The sequence below is a fragment of the Amycolatopsis pigmentata genome, assembly GCF_042684065.1.
Taxonomy (GTDB): domain Bacteria; phylum Actinomycetota; class Actinomycetes; order Mycobacteriales; family Pseudonocardiaceae; genus Amycolatopsis_E; species Amycolatopsis_E pigmentata.
Map to the genome: position 1 here is coordinate 63,751 of NZ_JBHUKR010000020.1, position 17,677 is coordinate 81,427.

Consider the following 17,677-nt stretch of genomic DNA (forward strand, 5'->3'; position numbering starts at 1 on the left):
AACGCGATTAGACTGACTCACCACTAGCGGTGCCCGAACGAGGGTGAAGGAGCCGCGGTGAGTTCGCTGACCACGCCGACCAAGGGTTCGAGCGTCGCCCAGCGCCAGGCCGAACGGGCGGCCAGGGACGCCGATCAGCGATACCACCTGGCCAGAGGCCTGCGGCGCCAGTTGAACAAGGTGTTCCCCACCCACTGGTCGTTCCTGCTCGGCGAGATCGCGCTCTACAGCTTCATCGTGCTCATCGTCACCGGCATCTACCTGTCGTTGTTCTTCGACCCGTCGATGCTGGAGGTCACCTACCGGGGCAGCTACACCGACCTGCAGGGCGTGTCGATGTCGCGGGCCTTCGCGACCACTTTGGACATCTCGTTCGACGTGCGCGGCGGGTTGTTCGTCCGGCAGCTGCACCACTGGGCCGCGCTGGTGTTCGTGGCGGCGATGATGGTGCACATGTTCCGGATCTTCTTCACCGGAGCGTTCCGCCGGCCGCGCGAGGCGAACTGGATCATCGGTTCCCTGCTGCTGATCCTGGGCATGTTCGAGGGCTTCTTCGGTTACTCGCTGCCCGACGACCTGCTCTCCGGCACCGGCGTCCGCGCCACCCTGTCCGGCATCGTGCTCTCGGTCCCGGTGATCGGCACCTGGCTGCACTGGGCGCTCTTCGGCGGCGAGTTCCCCGGGACCATCATCGTGCCGCGCATGTACGCGCTGCACATCCTGATCCTGCCGGGGATCATCCTGGCGCTGATCGGCGTACACCTGGCGCTGGTGTGGTACCAGAAGCACACCCAGTTCCCCGGGGTGCGCCGGAAGGAAACCAACGTCGTCGGGATCCGGATCATGCCGGTGTTCGCGCTCAAGAGCGGCGCGTTCTTCGCCACCGTCACCGCGGTACTGGCCCTGCTGGCCGGGATCTTCCAGATCAACGCGATCTGGAACTACGGCCCCTACCTGCCCTCCCAGGTGCTGGCCGGCTCGCAGCCGGACTGGTACCTCGCGTGGGCCGACGGCCTGCTCCGCATCTTTCCCGCCTGGGAACTGTACCTGGGGCCCTACACCGTGCCGGCCGTGTTCTTCGCCGGTGCCGTCGGCATGCCGGTGTTGTTCATCCTGTTGCTGAGTTATCCGTTCGTGGAACGGAAACTCTCCGGCGACACCGCGCACCACAACCTGCTGCAACGCCCGCGTGACGCGCCCGTGCGCACCAGCCTGGGCGCGATGGCGCTCGGGTTCTACGCGGTGATCGAGGCCTCGGGCTTCAACGACATCATCGCCGAGCAGTTCGACATCTCGCTCAACGCGACCACCTGGGCCGGCCGGATCGGGGTGCTGGTGGTGCCGCCGCTGGCCTACTTCGTGACCTACCGGATCTGCCTCGGCCTCCAGCGCGCCGACCGTGAGGTGCTGGAACACGGCATCGAGACCGGCATCATCAAGCGCCTGCCGCACGGCGAGTTCATCGAGATCCATCAGCCGCTCGGACCGGTCCGCGACGACCATCCGGAGCCGCTGGACTACCAGGGCGCGCCGGTGCCGAAGAAGGCCAACAAACTCGGCCTTGCCGGGCGCCCGTCGTCCGGCAGCCTGCTCCGTCCCGACCCGCCCGACGAGGCGCGGGCGCTCGAACAGGCGCGCGCCCGAGAAGGTGGCCAACCCGCGCAGAGCGCTACCCGCGAGCTGCCGCCCTGACGGCGCGTCGCGAGGATTTGAATCGCGTCGCCCTGGGTACTGTGCCGCCCGTTACCAATCCGACGGCAGCCACGGCGGAAACGGATGTCTACAAGCGGGTCCGCTGCGGATCGTATCCGCCTACTTTCGGTCGGATTGGTAACATCCGCGCGTGCTGACCGTCGGTGTCGAAGAAGAGTTCCTGCTGGCCGATCCGGCCGGGCACCTGTCGTTCGCCGGGCCCGAGGTGGTCGGCGCGGCGCGGGAACAGGAAGGAGAACTGCAACTCGAACTCGCCACCTGCCAGGTCGAGTCCGCGACCGACGTGTGCCGCGGCGCCGAGGAACTGATCAAGCAGCTCGACGGGCTCCGCGCCGGGCTCGCCGAGGAGGCCGGGCGCCGGGATCTGCGTGTGGTGGCGAGCGGAACTTCGCTGCTCGCGGAGCCGGGAACCCCCGAGATCACGCCGACCGGGCGATACCGCCGGATGGCGGAGCGGTTCGGCGCGATCACGCACACCGCGACCACCTGCGGCTGCCACGTGCATGTGGCCGTCCCCGACTCCGAAACCGCGGTCCTGGTCGGCAACCATGTCCGTCCCTGGCTTCCGGCCCTGCTGGCGATGACCGCGAACTCGCCGTACTACGACGGCGAAGACACCCGGTACAGCAGCTGGCGGCACGTGCTGTGGTCGCGGTGGCCGTCGGCGGGGCCGCCGCCGGTCTTCTCTTCCCTCGATCATTACGAGAGCACGGTCGAAGCCCTGTTGCGCAGCGGGGCGATGCTGGACCGCGGAATGATCTACTGGGACATCCGGGTCTCCGACAAGCAGCCGACCCTGGAGTGCCGCGTCTCGGACGTGGCGGCGACCAGCCGGGAGGCGGCGCTTCTCGCCGTACTGACCCGGGGGCTGGTCGGCATGGCGCTCGACGACCTCGGCGCGTCGCCGTACCAGCCGCCGCAGGAAGTCCTGCGCGCGAACCTGTGGCGGGCCGCCCGCGACGGAATCACGGGCGACTGCCCGCATCCGGTGACCGGCGAGGTGGTGCCCGTGTCCGGGCTGCTGGGCGAACTGGCCGAGTTCGTCCGTCCCGTACTCCGCGAGACGCCCGGCGACGCGGAGTTCGTCGCGGACATGCTCGCCGAACTGGACAAGACCGGCGGCGGCGCCGAGCGCCAGCGCGCCGCCTACGCGAAACGGCAACGCCTGGAAGACGTGGTCACGCTGCTGGCGCAGTGACGCTTCTCCGTGCGCACTTCACCCCCGGCAGGTGATCCGCACGGCCATCGCGATCGGCACGGTGCGGTAAGAGGGCACCCACGTAAGGAGATCGTCATGGCGCAACGGCAATCCGCCACCGCCACGAACACTCAGCTGTACATGAAGTGGGTCGCGGCGATGGTGTTGTTCGCGATCGCGCTGACCTTCATCGTGCAGAACAGGCAGCTCATCAGCATCTACCTGTTCACCACCTCGGTTTCCAGCCCGGCATGGATAGCACTGGTGGTGATGCTGGTGATCGGCATACTGATCGGCTTCCTGATGGGAGTCCGCGGCATCAAACGCCGCTGACCGCCAACGGAAATCCACTGTGGACTGTAGAGGAATGCCGCCGCCTCAGCGGGTTTCGGACGGATCGCCCACCGACGCGGTGAGCGCCGTCGCGAACAGGCTCCAAGCCAGGTAGGGGCCGAGCAGACCCGCGGCCAGGGGATCGCGGCGCGCCGCGAGCACGATCTCCGCGGCCACCGCACCGTCGAGCGCCGCGACGACCGCGAGCGCGGCCGGACGGTTGCGCGCGGCGAAGAACGTCACCGGCCACAACGCGTTCAACGCGAGCTGCGCGACGTGCAGGCCGAGCACGCCGCGACCGGCCCGCCGGTTCCACAGCCGCCAGCCGGCCACGCCGATGGCCGCGTACAGCGTCGTCCACACCGGACCGAACACGCCCTCCGGCGGTGCCCAGCGCGGCTTGCGGAGATTCCGGTAGACCTTGGGTGCCCGGGCCGAGGCCAGTGATCCGATCACGGCCGCACCCAGCGCCGACCCCCCGCCGAAGACCACCCCGCCTGCCGATCGCTTGGTCATGACCCGACGCTACCCGAGCCGCCGCGACCTGGCCGGGTTCGCTTTCCCGCCCGGTCATCCGGCCCGGGTGATGCCCGCGCGGTTGCCGCGGTAGGACGCTCTGCGGTGGCCGGACGGCACGACAAGGAGCGTGGATGGCGGGAACGACGGCGGCCGGCCCGTCCCCGGAGGACGCAGCGGGCCTGGACGCCACCGCCCGGTTGGCCTCCCGCGGCTACCTGGCGCTCCTGCTGCTCGCGGCGCTGATCGGCATCCCCATCTCGGCCAGCGCGTACTACTTCCTCCATCTGGTCGTCCTGATCCAACAGTGGGTCTTCGTGGACCTGCCGCGGACGGCGGGCTTCGGCGGCACCCCGGTCTGGTGGCCGGTGCCCGTTCTTCTCCTCTCCGGCTTGCTGACCGGTGCGATCGTGAAATACGCGCCCGGCGCGGGCGGGCATTCGCCGGTCGACGGGTTCAGCGCCAAGGCTGTCCCCCGCCCCGTCGAGTTGCCCGGTGTGCTGGGTGCCGCGCTGGCCAGTCTCGGACTCGGTGTCGTGCTCGGTCCCGAGGCACCCCTGATCACCCTCGGCGGCGGACTGGCCGTGCTTTCGCTCCGTCTCGCCCGGAGGCAGGCGCCGCGCCGGCTCGGCGCGGTGGTCGCGGCGGCGGGCAGCTTCGCCTCGATCAGCGCGCTGCTCGGCTCGCCGCTGATCGGCGCGTTCCTGCTGATGGAGGTGTCCGGGCTGGCCGGGCCGGAGCTCGGGCTGGTCCTGGTGCCCGGCCTGCTGTCCGCCGGGATCGGCTCGCTGGTCTTCGTCGGACTGGATGAGGTGACCGGACTCGGCCGGGTTTCGCTGGCTCTGCCGGGCCTGCCGCCGTTCGACCGGCCGACCCTCGCGGAGTTCGGCTGGGCCCTGCTCATCGGGGCGCTGGCGGCCGTGGCGGGATCGGCCGTCCGCCGTCTCGCGGTGGCCCTGCGGCCTCTCAGCGAGCGCTGGACCGTGCCGGCCACCGCGGTCGCCGGCCTGGTGATCGCCGCGCTCGCGATCGTCTACCCCACGGGCACCGGTCACACCGCGTCCGACGTGCTGTTCTCCGGCGAACAGGGGCTGGACACCCTGTTGGCGGCCAACTCCACGTATTCGGTGCCGGCGCTGCTCACCCTGATGGGGTGCAAGGGCGTCGCCTATGGGGTTTCGCTGAGTTCGTTCCGCGGCGGGCCGGTCTTCCCCGCCATGTTCCTCGGCGCGGCCGGCGGTATCGCGATGTCCCACCTTCCCGGCCTGCCGCTGGTCGCGGGGGTGGCCACCGGGATCGGCGCGATGAGCGTGGTCATGCTGCGCCTGCCGCTCACCTCGGTGATGCTGGCGACGCTGCTGCTGTTCTCCTCCGGCGTCGCGGTGATGCCGCTGGTCATCGTGGCCGTGGTGGTGGCGTACGTGGTTTCCGCCCGGCTGGAGCCGCGTCCGGCGAACGCGCGGTGACCCACCCACGGCGCGCGGGTTACGGTGGCTGGGACGGCCGCTGGGGTCCAGGGCCGTCACCGCAGGTCGTCGCCCTCCCTCAGCCGGGTGAAAGTCGGGCATTGCGGTGACTCACCGCGCTTGAGCCTTTACGGTGTGCGCATACCGTGTCCAGTGGGTGTTGGGGGTGTGGCATGGCCGGAGCGGACCGGACGGGTCTCCTCGGCGTCCTCGCCGAGCGCGAATTCCGCGCGCTGTGGTTCGCCGAGCTGCTCTCGGTGGCCGGTGACCAGCTCGCGCGGGTGGCGCTCGCCCTGCTGGTCTACGGCCGGACCTCCTCGGCGGTGCTCACCGCACTGACCTATGCCCTGACCTTCGTCCCGTCGGTGCTCGGCGGCGCCCTGCTCTCCGGGCTCGCCGACCGGTACCCCCGCCGGGCCGTGCTGGTGATCACCGATCTCCTCCGCGCCGGGCTGACCGCCCTGATGGCGTTGCCGGGCCTGTCACTGCCGGTGCTGTGGGCCTGCGTCGGCCTGGTTTCGATCGCGTCCGGGCCGTTCAAGGCGGCGCAACTGGCGCTCCTGCCGCAGATCCTGCCCGGCGAGGCCTACCCGGCCGGGCTCGCGCTGCGTCAGGTCACCGGCCAGGCCGCCCAGCTGGCCGGGTTCGCCGGCGGTGGTTTCCTCCTCGCCGTGGTCGAACCACACGTCGCCCTCGCGCTCGACGCCGCGACCTTCGCCGCCTCGGCACTGTTCGTGCTCGCCGGCGTCCGGGCGCGGCCTGCCCCCTCGGCGGGGACGGCCGGTTCGCCGCCGGTCGCGCGTGCCGGGCGGCCGGGCGGGGCCGGTGGCCGCGTCGCCGTGCTGTACGCCCTGGTCTGTCTCGTCGGCCTGTACGTCGTGCCCGAAGGAGTCGCGGCGCCCTACGCGCGGGGAATCGGCGTCGCCGCGGCCGGGCTCGGCCTGCTGATGGCCGCGGATCCGCTGGGCAGCGCGCTCGGGGCGTGGCTCACCACCCGGTTACCGGTGCCCGCTTCGCTCAGCGCCATCGTGATGCTGGCCGCGGCGGGCGGGCTGCCGCTCATAGCCTGCGTCTTCCAGCCGGGGCTCGCGGTGTCCATGGTGCTGTGGGCCGCTTCCGGCCTGTTGTCGACCGCGTACCTGATCAAAACCCAGGTGCTCGTGGTCGAACTCGTTCCGGACCACCGCCGTGGCCGGGTGATGGGGCGGATGACGACCTGTCTCTACGCCTCACAAGGGCTGGCGATCCTCGCCGGTGGTGTCGCCACCCAGTTCGCCGGTCCGTTCCGCACCGTCGCGGGCGCGGGGCTGGCCGCCGCCTTGGGCGCGCTGCTGATCGGCGCCGGAGCCCGGATGGGCCGGTCCCGGCAAGAGAGGGTGGCCGAGCCGCCGGGCGAAGCGGCGCGATTCCCGCCGCGCGCGTCCGAGATCGCGTGCGCCTGCCCGCGTCCCTTCCGGTCGGTCCTCCGGCGCCGGTGCCGGGCTCACCCGCCGCACGGCAAGCAGACCCGCCCCCGCACCCGCGGCGGCTCCCCCCGGGGCTGACGCGTCCGCCGCCGAACGCTTACCGGCCTTACCCGCGCCTTGGTCGTTCTTCTCCAGGGAGGACAACGGGATGTCCTGGGCGGCCCGATGGAATAAAGAAATCAATTCGCGGACTGATGGTGGAATCCGTCAAGAATGTACACGCCGATTTCGGCGATATCGGGTAGATCTCACCGAGAAAAGACACAGGTGTGCTCGGCCAGAGCGCGTGGTAATTCGACCCTCTTCGCCGAGTGATCAATAGCGTCCGGTGAGAGTTTCCGGACGGTCGATCACCTTCCCTGGGCGGGCCGTCTCCCGGCCGGCCGGTCCTCCTGATGGGTCGATCGGGTGACCTGGGGAACCAGGAGCGTGAGAACGACGACCTGGACTTGCGGCAGAGGACCGCACATCGGAAGGGGAACGACCATGAACCACGGTTGCTGTGGCGCCTGCACCGGCAAGGGGTGCGGCTGCTGCGAGAACTGCAAGTGAGGAACGCGGCCGCCGGCCTGGGGATGACGGGAGGTGAGACGGTGCACTGCACGGACTGCAACTGCGGCGGGACCGCTTCCTGATCCGGGACGTCCCCGGCGAAGCGGCTCCCCCGGCCCTCGGTCCCGGTGCCTCCGGCGGCGGGCCGAGGGCTGGGGCCGGCGGCGCGCACGACGATTGGGCCGCCGGGGCACCGGGTATTCCTTTGCCCATGTGGCGACAACTGAAGCGGCTGTTCACCGGCCGTACCCCGGCGCAGGAGCAGGGCCAGGAGGCCGACGTCCAGCACGATCCGGCGGAGGCCACGACCAGGGCCACCGGCGGCGAGTCCCGGCCCGGGACCTCCGCCGACGCCCACTCGACCACCGGACCCTCGGCCAACGACACGTTCGTCGGCCGGGTCGCCGGTGAGGATTCCGGCGACGCCGGCGAGACCGGCGCCGAACGCCGGGCGCGATCGTAGGGATCCGGCCTCCGGGTGCCCGGTCACGGCCGGGCACCCGCCGTCTTCCTGACGTCATTTCCACCGGTGGCGTTCGGTCCAAAAAGGACAAACAGGCTGACCTTCGCCGCGTCCGCCGCCTTCGGCTCTGATATTTCCGCGCCGCGCACCGATCACCGTTTCTTTTCTTGAATTCCTCAGTTCTTCATCGCGATGGACACTCGGAGCGGACCTTCGCCGCGACCGCGGTTCCCGCGAAGACCCCGCAGTACTCCGGAATCTGGAACGATTCCATTCTGGACGTTTCCCGGATAGTGCGTGCCGCCCGGGTTATCCGTCCCGTCCCGCCCCAATCGGTGGTTCCCGGACAGGAAGGGGTTGCGGTACCACCGAAATCAGGAACAAGATCCTCCATGCGGAGCACCCGCAACCCGCGCGTTCAGGCGCCGCCGGGCGTTCCGGCGGACGGGAAGGTAGGGTTCTGCTCCGGCACGGAAAGGAAGTTCAGGTGGGGGCGTTTGTCCGGCGGCTCCAGGATATCGACGAGCCGGCGAGGTTTCGCGATATCATTCCGCAATGCGACAGAGCGCGGGCCCAGCGGTGACGACTCAGCCGATGAAGCGCGTCGAACTCGGCGAAGTACCGTACGAGCGGACGCTGGAGGACATGCGGCACTGGGTCGAAGAGCGCCGTGCCGGCACCGAAGGCGACCGGCTGTTCTTCCTGTCCCATCCACCGGTGATCACCTACGGCCGCCGGACCGCGCCGGGCGGCCTGCCCGGCAAGATGTCGGACATCCCGGTGATCGGGGTGGACCGCGGCGGCATGGCCACCTATCACGGCCCGGGCCAGTTGATCGGCTACCTGGTGATGAACATCCGCGAGCGGGGACCGGTGGACGTGGTCCGCTGGCTGGAGACGAAACTGGTCGAGGCGCTGGGCAAACTGGGGTTCGAGACGCTGCGCCGCGACACGCCCCTGGGCGGCGCGAGCCTCGCCGGGGTGTGGACGCCGGACCACCGCAGGCTGGTCTCCATCGGCATGCGCATCCGGGGCGGCATCACCAGCCACGGGTTCGCGCTCAACGTCGACCCGGACCTGAGCGTGTTCCGCCGGTTCATGGCGCTGGGGCTGCCCGACGTGTGGATGACCTCCCTGCAGGAGATCTGCGCCGAGGAGGAACGGCGCATGCCCTCCGGTGACGAACTGCGCGACACCATCGCGGCGGTGCTCGGCGCGCAGTGACGTGGGGCCCCGGCGGGGCCCGCACGCCGTGTCCCCGGGCACGCACTCCGTATCCACAGTGGACAGACTCAGGCCGCGTCCAACCGGCTCAGCTCCGCCGCGTCCAGCGTCAACCCGACCGCGGCGGCCGAGTCGCGGATCGTCTCGGGACGCGACGAGCCCGGAATGGAAGGAGGTCTGGGGGCTTGCCCCCAGTCGGGGGTGTGGGGGCGGTGCCCCCACAGAACACCGCACGACCGGGTCCTTGGCCAGCAGCCACGCCAGGCAGACCTGCTGGGGGCTGACCCCGCGCGCCCGCGCGATTTCGGCGAACGGAGCGAACCGGGAGCCGAGGTCCGCCGCGCGGGCGATCCCGCCGAGCGGGCTCCACGGCAGGAACGCGATGCCGAGTTCGGCGCACAGCCGCAGCTCCGGCCGACCGTCCACGAGCCGTCGCCGGGCCGCAGATGGCCGCCCTTGGTCGCCACCAGCACATCGGAGGTGTCGCCCCGGTAGGCGGCCGGCGCCCGGGCGATCAGCGTCTCGTTGTGCCCGACTTCGCCCGCGTCCCGGTGGTAGGCGTCGGCGGTGTCGACGAGCGTGACACCCGCGCCGAGCGCGGCGTGGATCGTCGCGACCCGAACGCTCTTCGCCGGGCCTACCCTCGATCGACATCGGCATCCCGCCGAGCCCGATCGCGCTGACCACGGCGTCGCCAATACGGCGAGTCCGCATGGTTGTCGTCTCCGGAAGTGGGGAACAGGTACTTACGCAGACTCGTCCGCGGGCGGCGTGCTGTCCAACTGAGGGATCCGGTTGACAATAGTGCTCTGAGTCACAGCAAAACCGGGGGAATGTTCCGCCAGGCGGAGTAGTTGAGAGGGTCTAGTCGGGTGAGGGAGAGGAGCTGGGGTGACGCATGCGGCAACAGCGGCCGGCGTGGGTTTCCGCTCGGAACGCGGCCGGGTTCTCGCGGCCATCATGCTCAGCACCGGTCTGGTCGCACTGGACTCGACCATCATCGCCACGGCCGTGCCCTCGATCGTCCGTGATCTCGGCGGGTTCTCCCAGTTCCCCTGGCTGTTCTCGATCTACCTGCTCACCCAGGCGGCCACCGTGCCGCTCTACGGCAAGTTCGCCGACTCGCTGGGCCGGAAACCGGTGATGTACTTCGGCATCGCGGTGTTCCTGCTCGGCTCGGTGCTGTGCGGGATCGCGTGGAGCATGCCCGTGCTGATCCTCTCCCGGGCGGTGCAGGGCGTCGGCGCGGGCGCGGTCCAGCCGATGAGCATGACGATCGCCGGCGACCTCTACACCGTCGAGGAACGCGCCCGCGTGCAGGGCTACCTGGCCAGCGTCTGGGGAATGGCGTCGGTGGTCGGGCCCACACTGGGCGGGCTGTTCTCCGAATACGCCTCGTGGCGGCTGATCTTCTTCGTCAACCTGCCTTTGGGCGCGATCGCGGTGTGGATGATCGCGCGCCACTTCTCCGAGCGGGTCGAGCGCCGCTCGCACCGGGTGGACTACGCCGGCGCCGCGGCGCTCACCGCCGGGTTCTCCCTGATCATTCTCGGCCTGCTGGAAAGCGGCGTGGCCTGGCCCTGGGTGTCGGCGCCGACGTTCGTGATCTTCGCGCTCGGGGTGGCCCTGCTGGTCACCTTCCTGGTCGTGGAGCGCCGGGCGAGCGAACCGGTGCTGCCGCTGTGGGTGTTCGGCCGCCGGATCCTGTGCGGGGTCAACCTTTCCTCGCTCGTGGTCGGCGCGCTCATGATCGGGCTCAGCTCGTACCTGCCCGCCTATGTGGAAGGCGTGCTCGGTATGGGCGCGGTCGTGGCCGGCTTCGCGCTCGCCGCGCTGACCGTGGGGTGGCCGCTGGCCGCCTCCCTGTCCGGGCGGATCTACCTGCGGATCGGGTTCCGGGACACCGCGCTGATCGGCAGTGCCCTCGTCATCTGCGGGACCGTGCTCGCGCTCACGCTGCTCGGTATGGGCACGTCGGTGTGGACGGCGGCGGCCGCGGCGTTCGTGGTCGGCCTCGGGTTCGGCCTGTGCGCCAGCCCGGTCGTGGTCGCCGCGCAGTCGGTGGTCGGCTGGGAACGCCGCGGCGTGGTCACCGCGACCACGATGTTCAGCCGGTCGCTCGGCAGCGCGGTCGGCGCGGCCGTGTTCGGCGCGATCGCGAACGGCACGCTGGCCACCCGCTTCGCGCATCCGCCCGCCGGGGTCGCCGGGCAACTCCCCGGCAGTGTCGACGCGACCAGCCTCGTGCTCGGCGGGAACGCCGGTTCCGGGGCTCCCGCCGTTTCGGACTACATCCGCTCGTCGCTCCAGTCCGCCACGCACCACGTCTTCCTCGCGATGGTGATCCTCGCGGTGCTCGGTGTCGGTGCGCTGGTGCTGATGCCCCGCCGCGCCGAACCCCTGGTCTTCGAACCGGTTGCCTAAGCTGTTTTCTTGCCAGGCAACGCCTCCCCCGCGCCGCGCGTCCTGCCGGTGTTACCGATTCGACCGAAAGTAGGCGGACACGATCGCAACCGACCTGCTTGTATAGATCCATTTCCGCCGTGGCTGCCGTCGGACTGGTAACGAACGGCACAGTAGCGTGATCGAACGAGGGGGGCCGGGTGTCCGGAGCGAGAATGAGCCGCCGGGTCCTGATGGCGGGCGGCGTGACCGCGATACTCGCCGCGTGTGCCGCGAAAACGGTCCCGTCAGGCCCGCCACCGGTCGCGGCCGGTGCGCCGCCGGGATCGGCCGAACTGGCGGCCCTGGAAAGCCGGTCCGGTGGCAGGATCGGGGTGTACGCGCTCGACACCGGAACCGGCAGGACGGCCGGTTACCGGGCGGGCGAGCGGTTTCTCCTGTGCTCCACGCACAAAGTGCTCGCGGTGGCGGCGATCCTGCGCCTGCGCACCCGACAGCCGGGCCTGCTGGACCGGGTCATTCACTATGACTCCTCACAAGTCCTGGAATACGCCCCGGTCACCTCGCACCACGTCGCGGACGGCATGACCGTCTCGGCGCTGTGCGAGGCGGCGCTGACGGTGAGCGACAACACCGCGGTGAACCTGCTGGTGGGAATCCTGGGTGGCCCGCAGGCGGTGACGGCGTTCGCGCGCACGCTCGGCGATCCGGTCACCCGCCTCGACCGGCTCGAGCCCGACCTCAACACCGGCGCGCCCGGCGACGAGCGCGACACCTCCACGCCCACCGCGATGGGGGCGGACCTGCGCGCGCTCGCGTGCGGTGACGCGCTGGACCCGGCGGGCCGGGACCTGCTCAACGGCTGGCTGACCGCCGCCGGCACCGGGACCGACCTGGTGCGCGCGAGCCTGCCTCCGGGCTGGCGGGCCGGGGACAAGAGCGGGTCGGGCACGCACGGCGAGGTCAACGACCTGGCAGTGGTGTGGCCGCCGGGGCGCGCGCCTCTCGTCATCGCGATCTACACCGCGCCCGCGGACCCGGCCTCCCCCACGCGACGGAAGACGGTGGCCGAGGCGACGACGATCGCGCTCCGCGCGCTCGGAGCTTCATGAGGCACCCGGCACGGGCACCGCGGTCACGACCACGTTGTCCTGATAGGTCTTCGACTCGTCGTCGAAGGAGCCACCGCAGGTGATCAGCGTCAGGCGCGGGATGCCGGTCGTGGAGAAGTAGCGGCGGAGGTCTATTTCGGACTTCGGATACTCTTCCCGGCCGACCACGCGGTAGGCGCGGCCGTGCCCGTCGTCGGCGCCGACGATGATCCAGGCCCCGGGAGTGAGCAGCCGCAAGCGGAAGAAGGCGCCTTCGTCCTTTTCGGAGTCGTCCACGTGTCCGCCGAGGACGACCGAACCGGTGAGCTCCCCGAGTCCCGGGCCGAGCCGGTACCAGGCGACGGTGTCCACAGTGGACGGAAGGGCGAATTCGCCCCGCGAGTCGAGTCCCGTGGGCACCACCCTCGCGGCCACTCCGATGTCAGGGATGGCCAGTTTCACCGGCCGCACGACACGACCGTGCCGGTCACCGGGCGCGGCGGCGATATCCGGTACCCCCGCGGCGAGACGGCTCACCAGATCCGACCCGACGTTCTCAGCGGGCTGAACCCGGTACCGGAGCGGTACCGCCGTCGCGAGCACCAGCAAGCCGAGACCGCACGCCACCGCGGGAAGCACGCGCCGCGCCGCCCGTGGCCTCATCCCGCCGTCCGGCGGCGGGCGATCAGGGTCAGGGCGCCTGCTGTCGTCAGGACCAGGCCGGTGGCGACGAAGAGGTACCACCAGACTCCGACCCCGGTACGGGCGAGTCCGCCGGTGCCCGCGGGAACCCCGGCCGGCACCTCCCCCGCCGTCGTCACCACCAGGCTCATGGTGCCGGTGCTCGTCGAGCCCATCGCGTACACGATCGTGGTGACGCCCTCGATCAGCCGTACCGGCGCCGGGCCCAGCACGACCGTGCCGGTCCCGGCGAACACGGCGTCCACGGTCACCGTTCCGGCGGGCACCTCGGCCTTCAATTCGCGCGGATTGGTCAGCCCGGCGAGGACCGGCTTGCCGTCGGCACGCACGTCGACCGCCGGAGCGACCGCGGTGTGCCGGACGATCAGCCGGGCCAGACCCGGTCCGGCCGGGCCCGCGTCGTCGAAATAGGTGGACAGCACCCGGCGACCGCCGGCGGTCGGATGCGCGACCACGCTGATGTTCCTTCCGCGCACGATGTCCACGTGCGCGTCCTCGACGATCGCCGAATCGGCCGGCTCACCGGAGGGAGCCAGTGCCACGTCGTAGGTGCCGGGGGGAAAGATCAGGGGACGCGAAACGGCGCCGGGAGCGGACCGGGCCAGCAGCAGCGCGCCGTTGACGTAGAGATCCAGCGGTTGCGCGGGAATCCCGTTCACCACGGTCATCGTCGGCAGGCCGTCGGCCCGCGCCCCCGGGGCGAAAGCGAGCATCACGCCCGCGACCACCATGAGGACCGCCAACGCCGCCGCGAGCCGCCTGAGGACACTGGTTACGATCATCATCTCTCCTTGTCCTCCTCGATGGTGATCGAGCCGCGTCGGACGAGACATACCTGCGGGGAAACGGCCCCTCGCACAGTATTGTTCATCGGCGGGCGGCGGATTCCCCTCAACGCCTCATCGGATTACCCGGACGCGGAATTCCCGGGGAACCCGCTTCTCTTTTTCGCCGATTCGACGAATTGATTTTCCCGCACCGTCACCGATTCCCCGCCGCGACGACACGGCCGGGTGACCACACCGGCGGTGGATACGGCCGGCATCGTAGCCTTGCTGTCATGGCACTCCAGGACGGCACATACCGGATAGGACCGGATTCGGGACGGCTCGTGGTGCACACCGGCCGGACGGGCCTGGGCGCCAAGGCCGGTCACGACCTGACGATCGAGGCGGGCGCCTGGACGGGCAGCGTCGTGGTGAACACGAAGGATCCCGCCCTCTCGTCGGTGACTCTCGAGATCGAGGCCGGCTCCCTGCGCGTGGTGGAAGGCACCGGCGGGGTCAAGCCGCTCACCGATTCCGACCGCGCGGACATCGAGGCGACCATGCGCGAAAAGATCCTGTCCACGGATCGTCACCCGGCCATCACCTTTCGCTCCACGGTGGTCGCCGGCTCACCGGATTCGTTCACTGTGGACGGGGAACTCACCATCCTGGGTACCGGCAGGCCCGTCCAGGCGCGCGGAAACGTCAGCGCGGAGGGCACGGTCCGCGGCAGGGCCGCGGTCGTGCAGAGCCGTTGGGGCATCAAGCCGTACTCGGCCTTCTTCGGCGCGTTGAAACTGGCCGACGAAGTCGTGGTCGACATCGAGGTGACCCTGGCCCCGGCCGGCACTGGGCCGGACGCGTGAAAATGCCCCAAGGGCAACCCGTCAGCGGCTGGTCCGACGGATTTCCCCTGGGGCACAACGGTTCCGCGATGAAGCGAAGACCGGCGCTCCTGGTCGGCCGAGGGGATCGGCGCGGTGGGCCGGCGAACCCTAGTGACCGGGGACCAGCACGGTCCCCGAACCCGGGTTGCCGCCGGGAACCAGCGGCCCATCGGTCAGCCCGTCACCCGGAACCAGCACGGGCCCCGAACCCGGGTTACCGCCCGGAACCAGCGGCCCGTCGGTCGGCCCATTACCCGGAACCAGCGGGCCCGGCGACGGCCCGATGATGGTCTGGCACGAACCGTCGCGGCAGTCGCTGATCGTGCCCGGGTTGCCACCCGGAACCAGCGGGCCCGCGGTCGGCGGACCCAGCGTCGGGCCGTCAGTCGGTCCGGGCAGGAAGCCGGGCCCGGTGTCGCTCAGGCCGTGGAAGATCGATGAGGACCACTGCTGCTGCTTGAGTCCATTGCAGTCCCACAGCTGCACCTTCGTGCCGTTGGCACCGGCGGTGACCGCGTCGGCGTCCAGGCACTGGCCGCTGAGGGAATAGACCGCGCCCCCGCCCGAGTACCACCGCTGCTGCTTCTGCCCGTTGCAGTCCCACAGCTGCACCTTCGTGCCGTTGACGCCCAAGGTGTTGAGATCGGCGTCCAGGCAACGGTCGTTGAGGGCATTGCGAAGGATCGAACCGTCCCTGTACCACTGCTGCTGCTTCTGCCCGTTGCAGTCCCACAGCTGTACCTTGGTGCCGTTGGAACCGGCGGTGCCGGTGTCGGCGTCCAGGCATTTGTTGTCGTAGGCCGACCGGATCGCCGACCGCGGCGAATCGGCCGTCGCCGTCGGGACCAGGCCGACAGCGACGGCACCGGCGGTGATGGCACCCGCCGCGACCGCCGCGTAGATTCTCTTCTTCATGGGTTGTCTCCAGAATTCCGATATTCAGGCCGTGACGGCCGGTGCCCACCCTTCCCTTATCCGGTCGCCAGGTCACGAACAACAGCCGCCGCGCGGTACCCGTTTTCCGCGAATTGGTGCCATCGGCCCGTCACGGCTACTCCACAAGGAGGCCGGTGTGATGGGGCATTACGCCCCAAAACCGGATTTCCGGCATGAAAAGCCCCCACGATTTTCACCGGCCCGGCCGGTTTGCCGGATCCGGGCATCCGGTGGTCGAGATCGGACCCTGCTATTCGTCATCCTGGTGAAGAACAGGAAAAAACGGAGGCCTCATGCGGTACCTGCTGTTGATCTACAACTGTGACCGGCCCGAGCCGGACGATCCCCGCTTCGCCGAGGCACTGGCCGCCGTGAACGCGTTCGCCGAGGAGTGCCGCCGCCGGAACGCGTTCGTCGCCGGGCACCCGCTGCGACCGGAGAGCACGGCCACCACCGTCGCCGTCCGGGACGGCCGCACGCTGATCACCGACGGTCCCTTCGCCGAGACGCACGAGCACCTGGGCGGGTTCTACCTGCTCGACTGCCGTGACCTGGACGAGGCGCTGGAACTGGCGGCCATGTGCCCCATGGCCGCCGACGGCACGGTGGAGGTCCGGCCCGTCGCGGGGGTGCCGGGCCTCGACCACCGCCCGTCGGACGTGGCGGCCGGGCGGGAGTGAACTCCCTCGTGCCGGCCCCGGACAACCGATGACCTCGTCCGCCGCGGTGGTCGAACGGACCTACCGCGAACACCGGGCACGGATGCTCGCCGCGCTGGTCCGCGTGCTGGGTGACTTCGAACTGGCCGAAGAAGGTCTCCAGGAAGCGTGTGCGCTGGCCCTGCGCCGGTGGAGCACCACCGTGCCGGACGACCCGGTGGCCTGGCTGCTGACGGTGGCCAGGAACAACGCCATCGACCGGCTGCGGCGCGCCAGGACCGGACGGGAGAAACACGCGCTGGCCGGCGCGCGCCAGGAGGTGGTGACCGCCATGCCCAGCCAGGAAAGCCTGGCCGAAGCCGGTGACGAACGGTTGAGCCTGATCTTCGCGTGCTGCCATCCCGCGCTGGCGGAACCGGCGAGGGTCGCGCTGACGCTCCAGGCGGTGGCCGGGCTCACCGCGGGCCAGATCGCGCGGATGTTCCTGGTCGGCGAGCAGACCCTGGCGCAACGGCTGGTCCGCGCCAAGCGGAAGATCCGCGACGCGGGGATCAGGCTGGCGGTCCCGGCGGACCACCTGCTGCCGGAACGGCTCTCGGGCGTGCTTTCCGTGGTGTACCTGATCTTCACCCAGGGCTACACGACCGGCGACCCCGGGCCGCGGGAGGAGGCGATCCGGCTCGGCCGGCTGGTGGCCACGCTCATTCCCGGCGAGCCGGAGGTACTCGGCCTGGTGGCGTTGCTGTTGCTGCATGATTCCCGTGCGGACGCGCGCTACACCGCCACCGGGGATGTGGTGCTGTTGGAGGACCAGGACCGGTCCCGCTGGAACCGCGCCGAGATCGCCGAAGCCGTGGGCCTGCTCGACCGCGCGCTGCGCCGCTCCCGCCCCGGGCCCTACCAGGTTCAGGCGGCGATCGCGGCACTGCACGCCCAGGCGGCCACGGCCGCGGAGACGGACTGGCAGGCCATCGCGGCGCTCTACGGCGAACTGCTCGGCATGACGCCGTCGCCGGTGGTGGCGTTGAACCACGCGGTCGCCGTGGCGATGGCCAACGGCCCGGCCGAGGGCCTGGCCTTGATCGACCGGATCGACGGCCTCGATCGCTACCACCTGCTGCACTCGGCACGCGCCGACCTGCTGCGCCGGACCGGGCGGCTCGACGAGGCCGCCGCCGCTTACCGCCGGGCGCACGAACTCGCCACGACCGCGGCGGACCGGCGTTTCCTGGCCCGCCGCCTGTACACGTTGGACCGTGACGAACCCCGGTGAATTCCGGAAAGCGCTTTCTCGCTCGACC

17 protein-coding genes are annotated in these 17,677 nt (G+C 70.5%); 12 read left to right on the forward strand and 5 right to left on the reverse strand.

The window, feature by feature from the left end; translation table 11 throughout:
• Positions 1-57: 57 nt before the first annotated feature.
• The 3 genes from qcrB to ACFSXZ_RS30270 all read left to right on the forward strand — a co-directional run bounded on the left by qcrB (position 58) and on the right by ACFSXZ_RS30270 (position 3,244).
• Complete coding sequence (gene qcrB / locus ACFSXZ_RS30260; protein WP_378268771.1) at positions 58-1,692, forward strand: cytochrome bc1 complex cytochrome b subunit; 1,635 nt, start codon at positions 58-60, stop codon at positions 1,690-1,692.
• Between the two features lie 151 nt (positions 1,693-1,843).
• The gene (locus ACFSXZ_RS30265; RefSeq protein WP_378268772.1) at positions 1,844-2,911 is read left to right on the forward strand and encodes a carboxylate-amine ligase; all 1,068 of its coding nucleotides are present in this window, start codon (positions 1,844-1,846) and stop codon (positions 2,909-2,911) included.
• 96 nt (positions 2,912-3,007) lie between these two features.
• Positions 3,008-3,244, forward strand: a complete 237-nt coding sequence (locus ACFSXZ_RS30270; RefSeq protein ID WP_378268774.1) for a lipopolysaccharide assembly protein LapA domain-containing protein — start codon at positions 3,008-3,010, stop codon at positions 3,242-3,244.
• Between the two features lie 45 nt (positions 3,245-3,289).
• Here the strand turns inward: ACFSXZ_RS30270 and ACFSXZ_RS30275 are convergent, their stop codons facing one another.
• Positions 3,290-3,760, reverse strand: coding sequence for a TspO/MBR family protein (locus ACFSXZ_RS30275; protein WP_378268776.1), 471 nt, complete (start codon positions 3,758-3,760; stop codon positions 3,290-3,292).
• 134 nt (positions 3,761-3,894) lie between these two features.
• Here ACFSXZ_RS30275 and ACFSXZ_RS30280 point away from each other — a divergent pair, with 134 nt between their 5' ends.
• The 4 genes from ACFSXZ_RS30280 to lipB all read left to right on the forward strand — a co-directional run bounded on the left by ACFSXZ_RS30280 (position 3,895) and on the right by lipB (position 8,931).
• A complete protein-coding gene (locus tag ACFSXZ_RS30280) occupies positions 3,895-5,226 on the forward strand; it encodes a chloride channel protein (RefSeq protein ID WP_378268778.1) in 1,332 nt (443 codons plus the stop codon).
• A 173-nt stretch (positions 5,227-5,399) separates the two neighbouring features.
• A complete protein-coding gene (locus ACFSXZ_RS30285; RefSeq protein ID WP_378268779.1) occupies positions 5,400-6,770 on the forward strand; it encodes an MFS transporter in 1,371 nt (456 codons plus the stop codon).
• Between the two features lie 685 nt (positions 6,771-7,455).
• Positions 7,456-7,707, forward strand: a complete 252-nt coding sequence (locus tag ACFSXZ_RS30290; protein ID WP_378268780.1) for a hypothetical protein — start codon at positions 7,456-7,458, stop codon at positions 7,705-7,707.
• 555 nt (positions 7,708-8,262) lie between these two features.
• Positions 8,263-8,931, forward strand: coding sequence for a lipoyl(octanoyl) transferase LipB (lipB, locus tag ACFSXZ_RS30295; RefSeq protein WP_378268781.1), 669 nt, complete (start codon positions 8,263-8,265; stop codon positions 8,929-8,931).
• 68 nt (positions 8,932-8,999) lie between these two features.
• Here the strand turns inward: lipB and ACFSXZ_RS30300 are convergent, their stop codons facing one another.
• Entirely contained in the window at positions 9,000-9,629 is a 630-nt protein-coding gene (locus tag ACFSXZ_RS30300; protein WP_378268783.1) for an aldo/keto reductase, read from the reverse strand.
• Positions 9,630-9,822: 193 nt separating this feature from the next.
• Between ACFSXZ_RS30300 and ACFSXZ_RS30305 the strand changes: the two genes are divergently transcribed.
• Positions 9,823-11,355: an MDR family MFS transporter gene (locus tag ACFSXZ_RS30305; protein WP_378268785.1), complete on the forward strand. Its 1,533-nt coding sequence runs from the start codon at positions 9,823-9,825 to the stop codon at positions 11,353-11,355.
• A gap of 194 nt (positions 11,356-11,549) precedes the next feature.
• The gene (gene bla, locus ACFSXZ_RS30310) at positions 11,550-12,446 is read left to right on the forward strand and encodes a class A beta-lactamase (RefSeq protein ID WP_378268787.1); all 897 of its coding nucleotides are present in this window, start codon (positions 11,550-11,552) and stop codon (positions 12,444-12,446) included.
• On the opposite strand, the gene ACFSXZ_RS30315 is transcribed toward bla, so the two are convergent.
• The gene (locus ACFSXZ_RS30315) at positions 12,441-13,088 is read right to left on the reverse strand and encodes a class F sortase (RefSeq protein WP_378268789.1); all 648 of its coding nucleotides are present in this window, start codon (positions 13,086-13,088) and stop codon (positions 12,441-12,443) included. The two genes, bla and ACFSXZ_RS30315, sit on opposite strands and share 6 nt — an antisense overlap.
• Complete coding sequence (locus tag ACFSXZ_RS30320; protein ID WP_378268790.1) at positions 13,085-13,909, reverse strand: DUF4397 domain-containing protein; 825 nt, start codon at positions 13,907-13,909, stop codon at positions 13,085-13,087. Before ACFSXZ_RS30320 ends, ACFSXZ_RS30315 begins: the two co-directional genes overlap by 4 nt.
• A gap of 278 nt (positions 13,910-14,187) precedes the next feature.
• Between ACFSXZ_RS30320 and ACFSXZ_RS30325 the strand changes: the two genes are divergently transcribed.
• Positions 14,188-14,760 carry a YceI family protein gene (locus tag ACFSXZ_RS30325; RefSeq protein WP_378268791.1) on the forward strand — a complete coding sequence of 191 codons (573 nt, stop codon included), beginning with the start codon at positions 14,188-14,190 and terminating at the stop codon, positions 14,758-14,760.
• 129 nt (positions 14,761-14,889) lie between these two features.
• Here the strand turns inward: ACFSXZ_RS30325 and ACFSXZ_RS30330 are convergent, their stop codons facing one another.
• Positions 14,890-15,696 (reverse strand): RICIN domain-containing protein, encoded by an 807-nt coding sequence (locus ACFSXZ_RS30330; RefSeq protein ID WP_378268792.1) that lies wholly within the window; start codon positions 15,694-15,696, stop codon positions 14,890-14,892.
• Positions 15,697-16,010: 314 nt separating this feature from the next.
• Here ACFSXZ_RS30330 and ACFSXZ_RS30335 point away from each other — a divergent pair, with 314 nt between their 5' ends.
• The gene (locus ACFSXZ_RS30335; protein ID WP_378268794.1) at positions 16,011-16,397 is read left to right on the forward strand and encodes a YciI family protein; all 387 of its coding nucleotides are present in this window, start codon (positions 16,011-16,013) and stop codon (positions 16,395-16,397) included.
• Between the two features lie 28 nt (positions 16,398-16,425).
• Entirely contained in the window at positions 16,426-17,649 is a 1,224-nt protein-coding gene (locus tag ACFSXZ_RS30340) for an RNA polymerase sigma factor (protein WP_378268796.1), read from the forward strand.
• Positions 17,650-17,677 lie beyond the last annotated feature (28 nt).

Excerpts from the sequence above, each read along its gene's own strand:
- ACFSXZ_RS30270 (WP_378268774.1), top strand. The coding sequence starts at position 3,008 with ATGGCGCAACGGCAATCCGCCACCGCCACGAACACTCAGCTGTACATG.
- ACFSXZ_RS30275 (WP_378268776.1), bottom strand. The coding sequence starts at position 3,760 with ATGACCAAGCGATCGGCAGGCGGGGTGGTCTTCGGCGGGGGGTCGGCG.
- ACFSXZ_RS30280 (WP_378268778.1), top strand. The coding sequence starts at position 3,895 with ATGGCGGGAACGACGGCGGCCGGCCCGTCCCCGGAGGACGCAGCGGGC.
- ACFSXZ_RS30285 (WP_378268779.1), top strand. The coding sequence starts at position 5,400 with ATGGCCGGAGCGGACCGGACGGGTCTCCTCGGCGTCCTCGCCGAGCGC.
- ACFSXZ_RS30290 (WP_378268780.1), top strand. The coding sequence starts at position 7,456 with ATGTGGCGACAACTGAAGCGGCTGTTCACCGGCCGTACCCCGGCGCAG.
- lipB (WP_378268781.1), top strand. The coding sequence starts at position 8,263 with ATGCGACAGAGCGCGGGCCCAGCGGTGACGACTCAGCCGATGAAGCGC.
- bla (WP_378268787.1), top strand. The coding sequence starts at position 11,550 with ATGAGCCGCCGGGTCCTGATGGCGGGCGGCGTGACCGCGATACTCGCC.
- ACFSXZ_RS30315 (WP_378268789.1), bottom strand. The coding sequence starts at position 13,088 with ATGAGGCCACGGGCGGCGCGGCGCGTGCTTCCCGCGGTGGCGTGCGGT.
- ACFSXZ_RS30320 (WP_378268790.1), bottom strand. The coding sequence starts at position 13,909 with ATGATCGTAACCAGTGTCCTCAGGCGGCTCGCGGCGGCGTTGGCGGTC.
- ACFSXZ_RS30325 (WP_378268791.1), top strand. The coding sequence starts at position 14,188 with ATGGCACTCCAGGACGGCACATACCGGATAGGACCGGATTCGGGACGG.
- ACFSXZ_RS30330 (WP_378268792.1), bottom strand. The coding sequence starts at position 15,696 with ATGAAGAAGAGAATCTACGCGGCGGTCGCGGCGGGTGCCATCACCGCC.
- ACFSXZ_RS30335 (WP_378268794.1), top strand. The coding sequence starts at position 16,011 with ATGCGGTACCTGCTGTTGATCTACAACTGTGACCGGCCCGAGCCGGAC.
- ACFSXZ_RS30340 (WP_378268796.1), top strand. The coding sequence starts at position 16,426 with ATGACCTCGTCCGCCGCGGTGGTCGAACGGACCTACCGCGAACACCGG.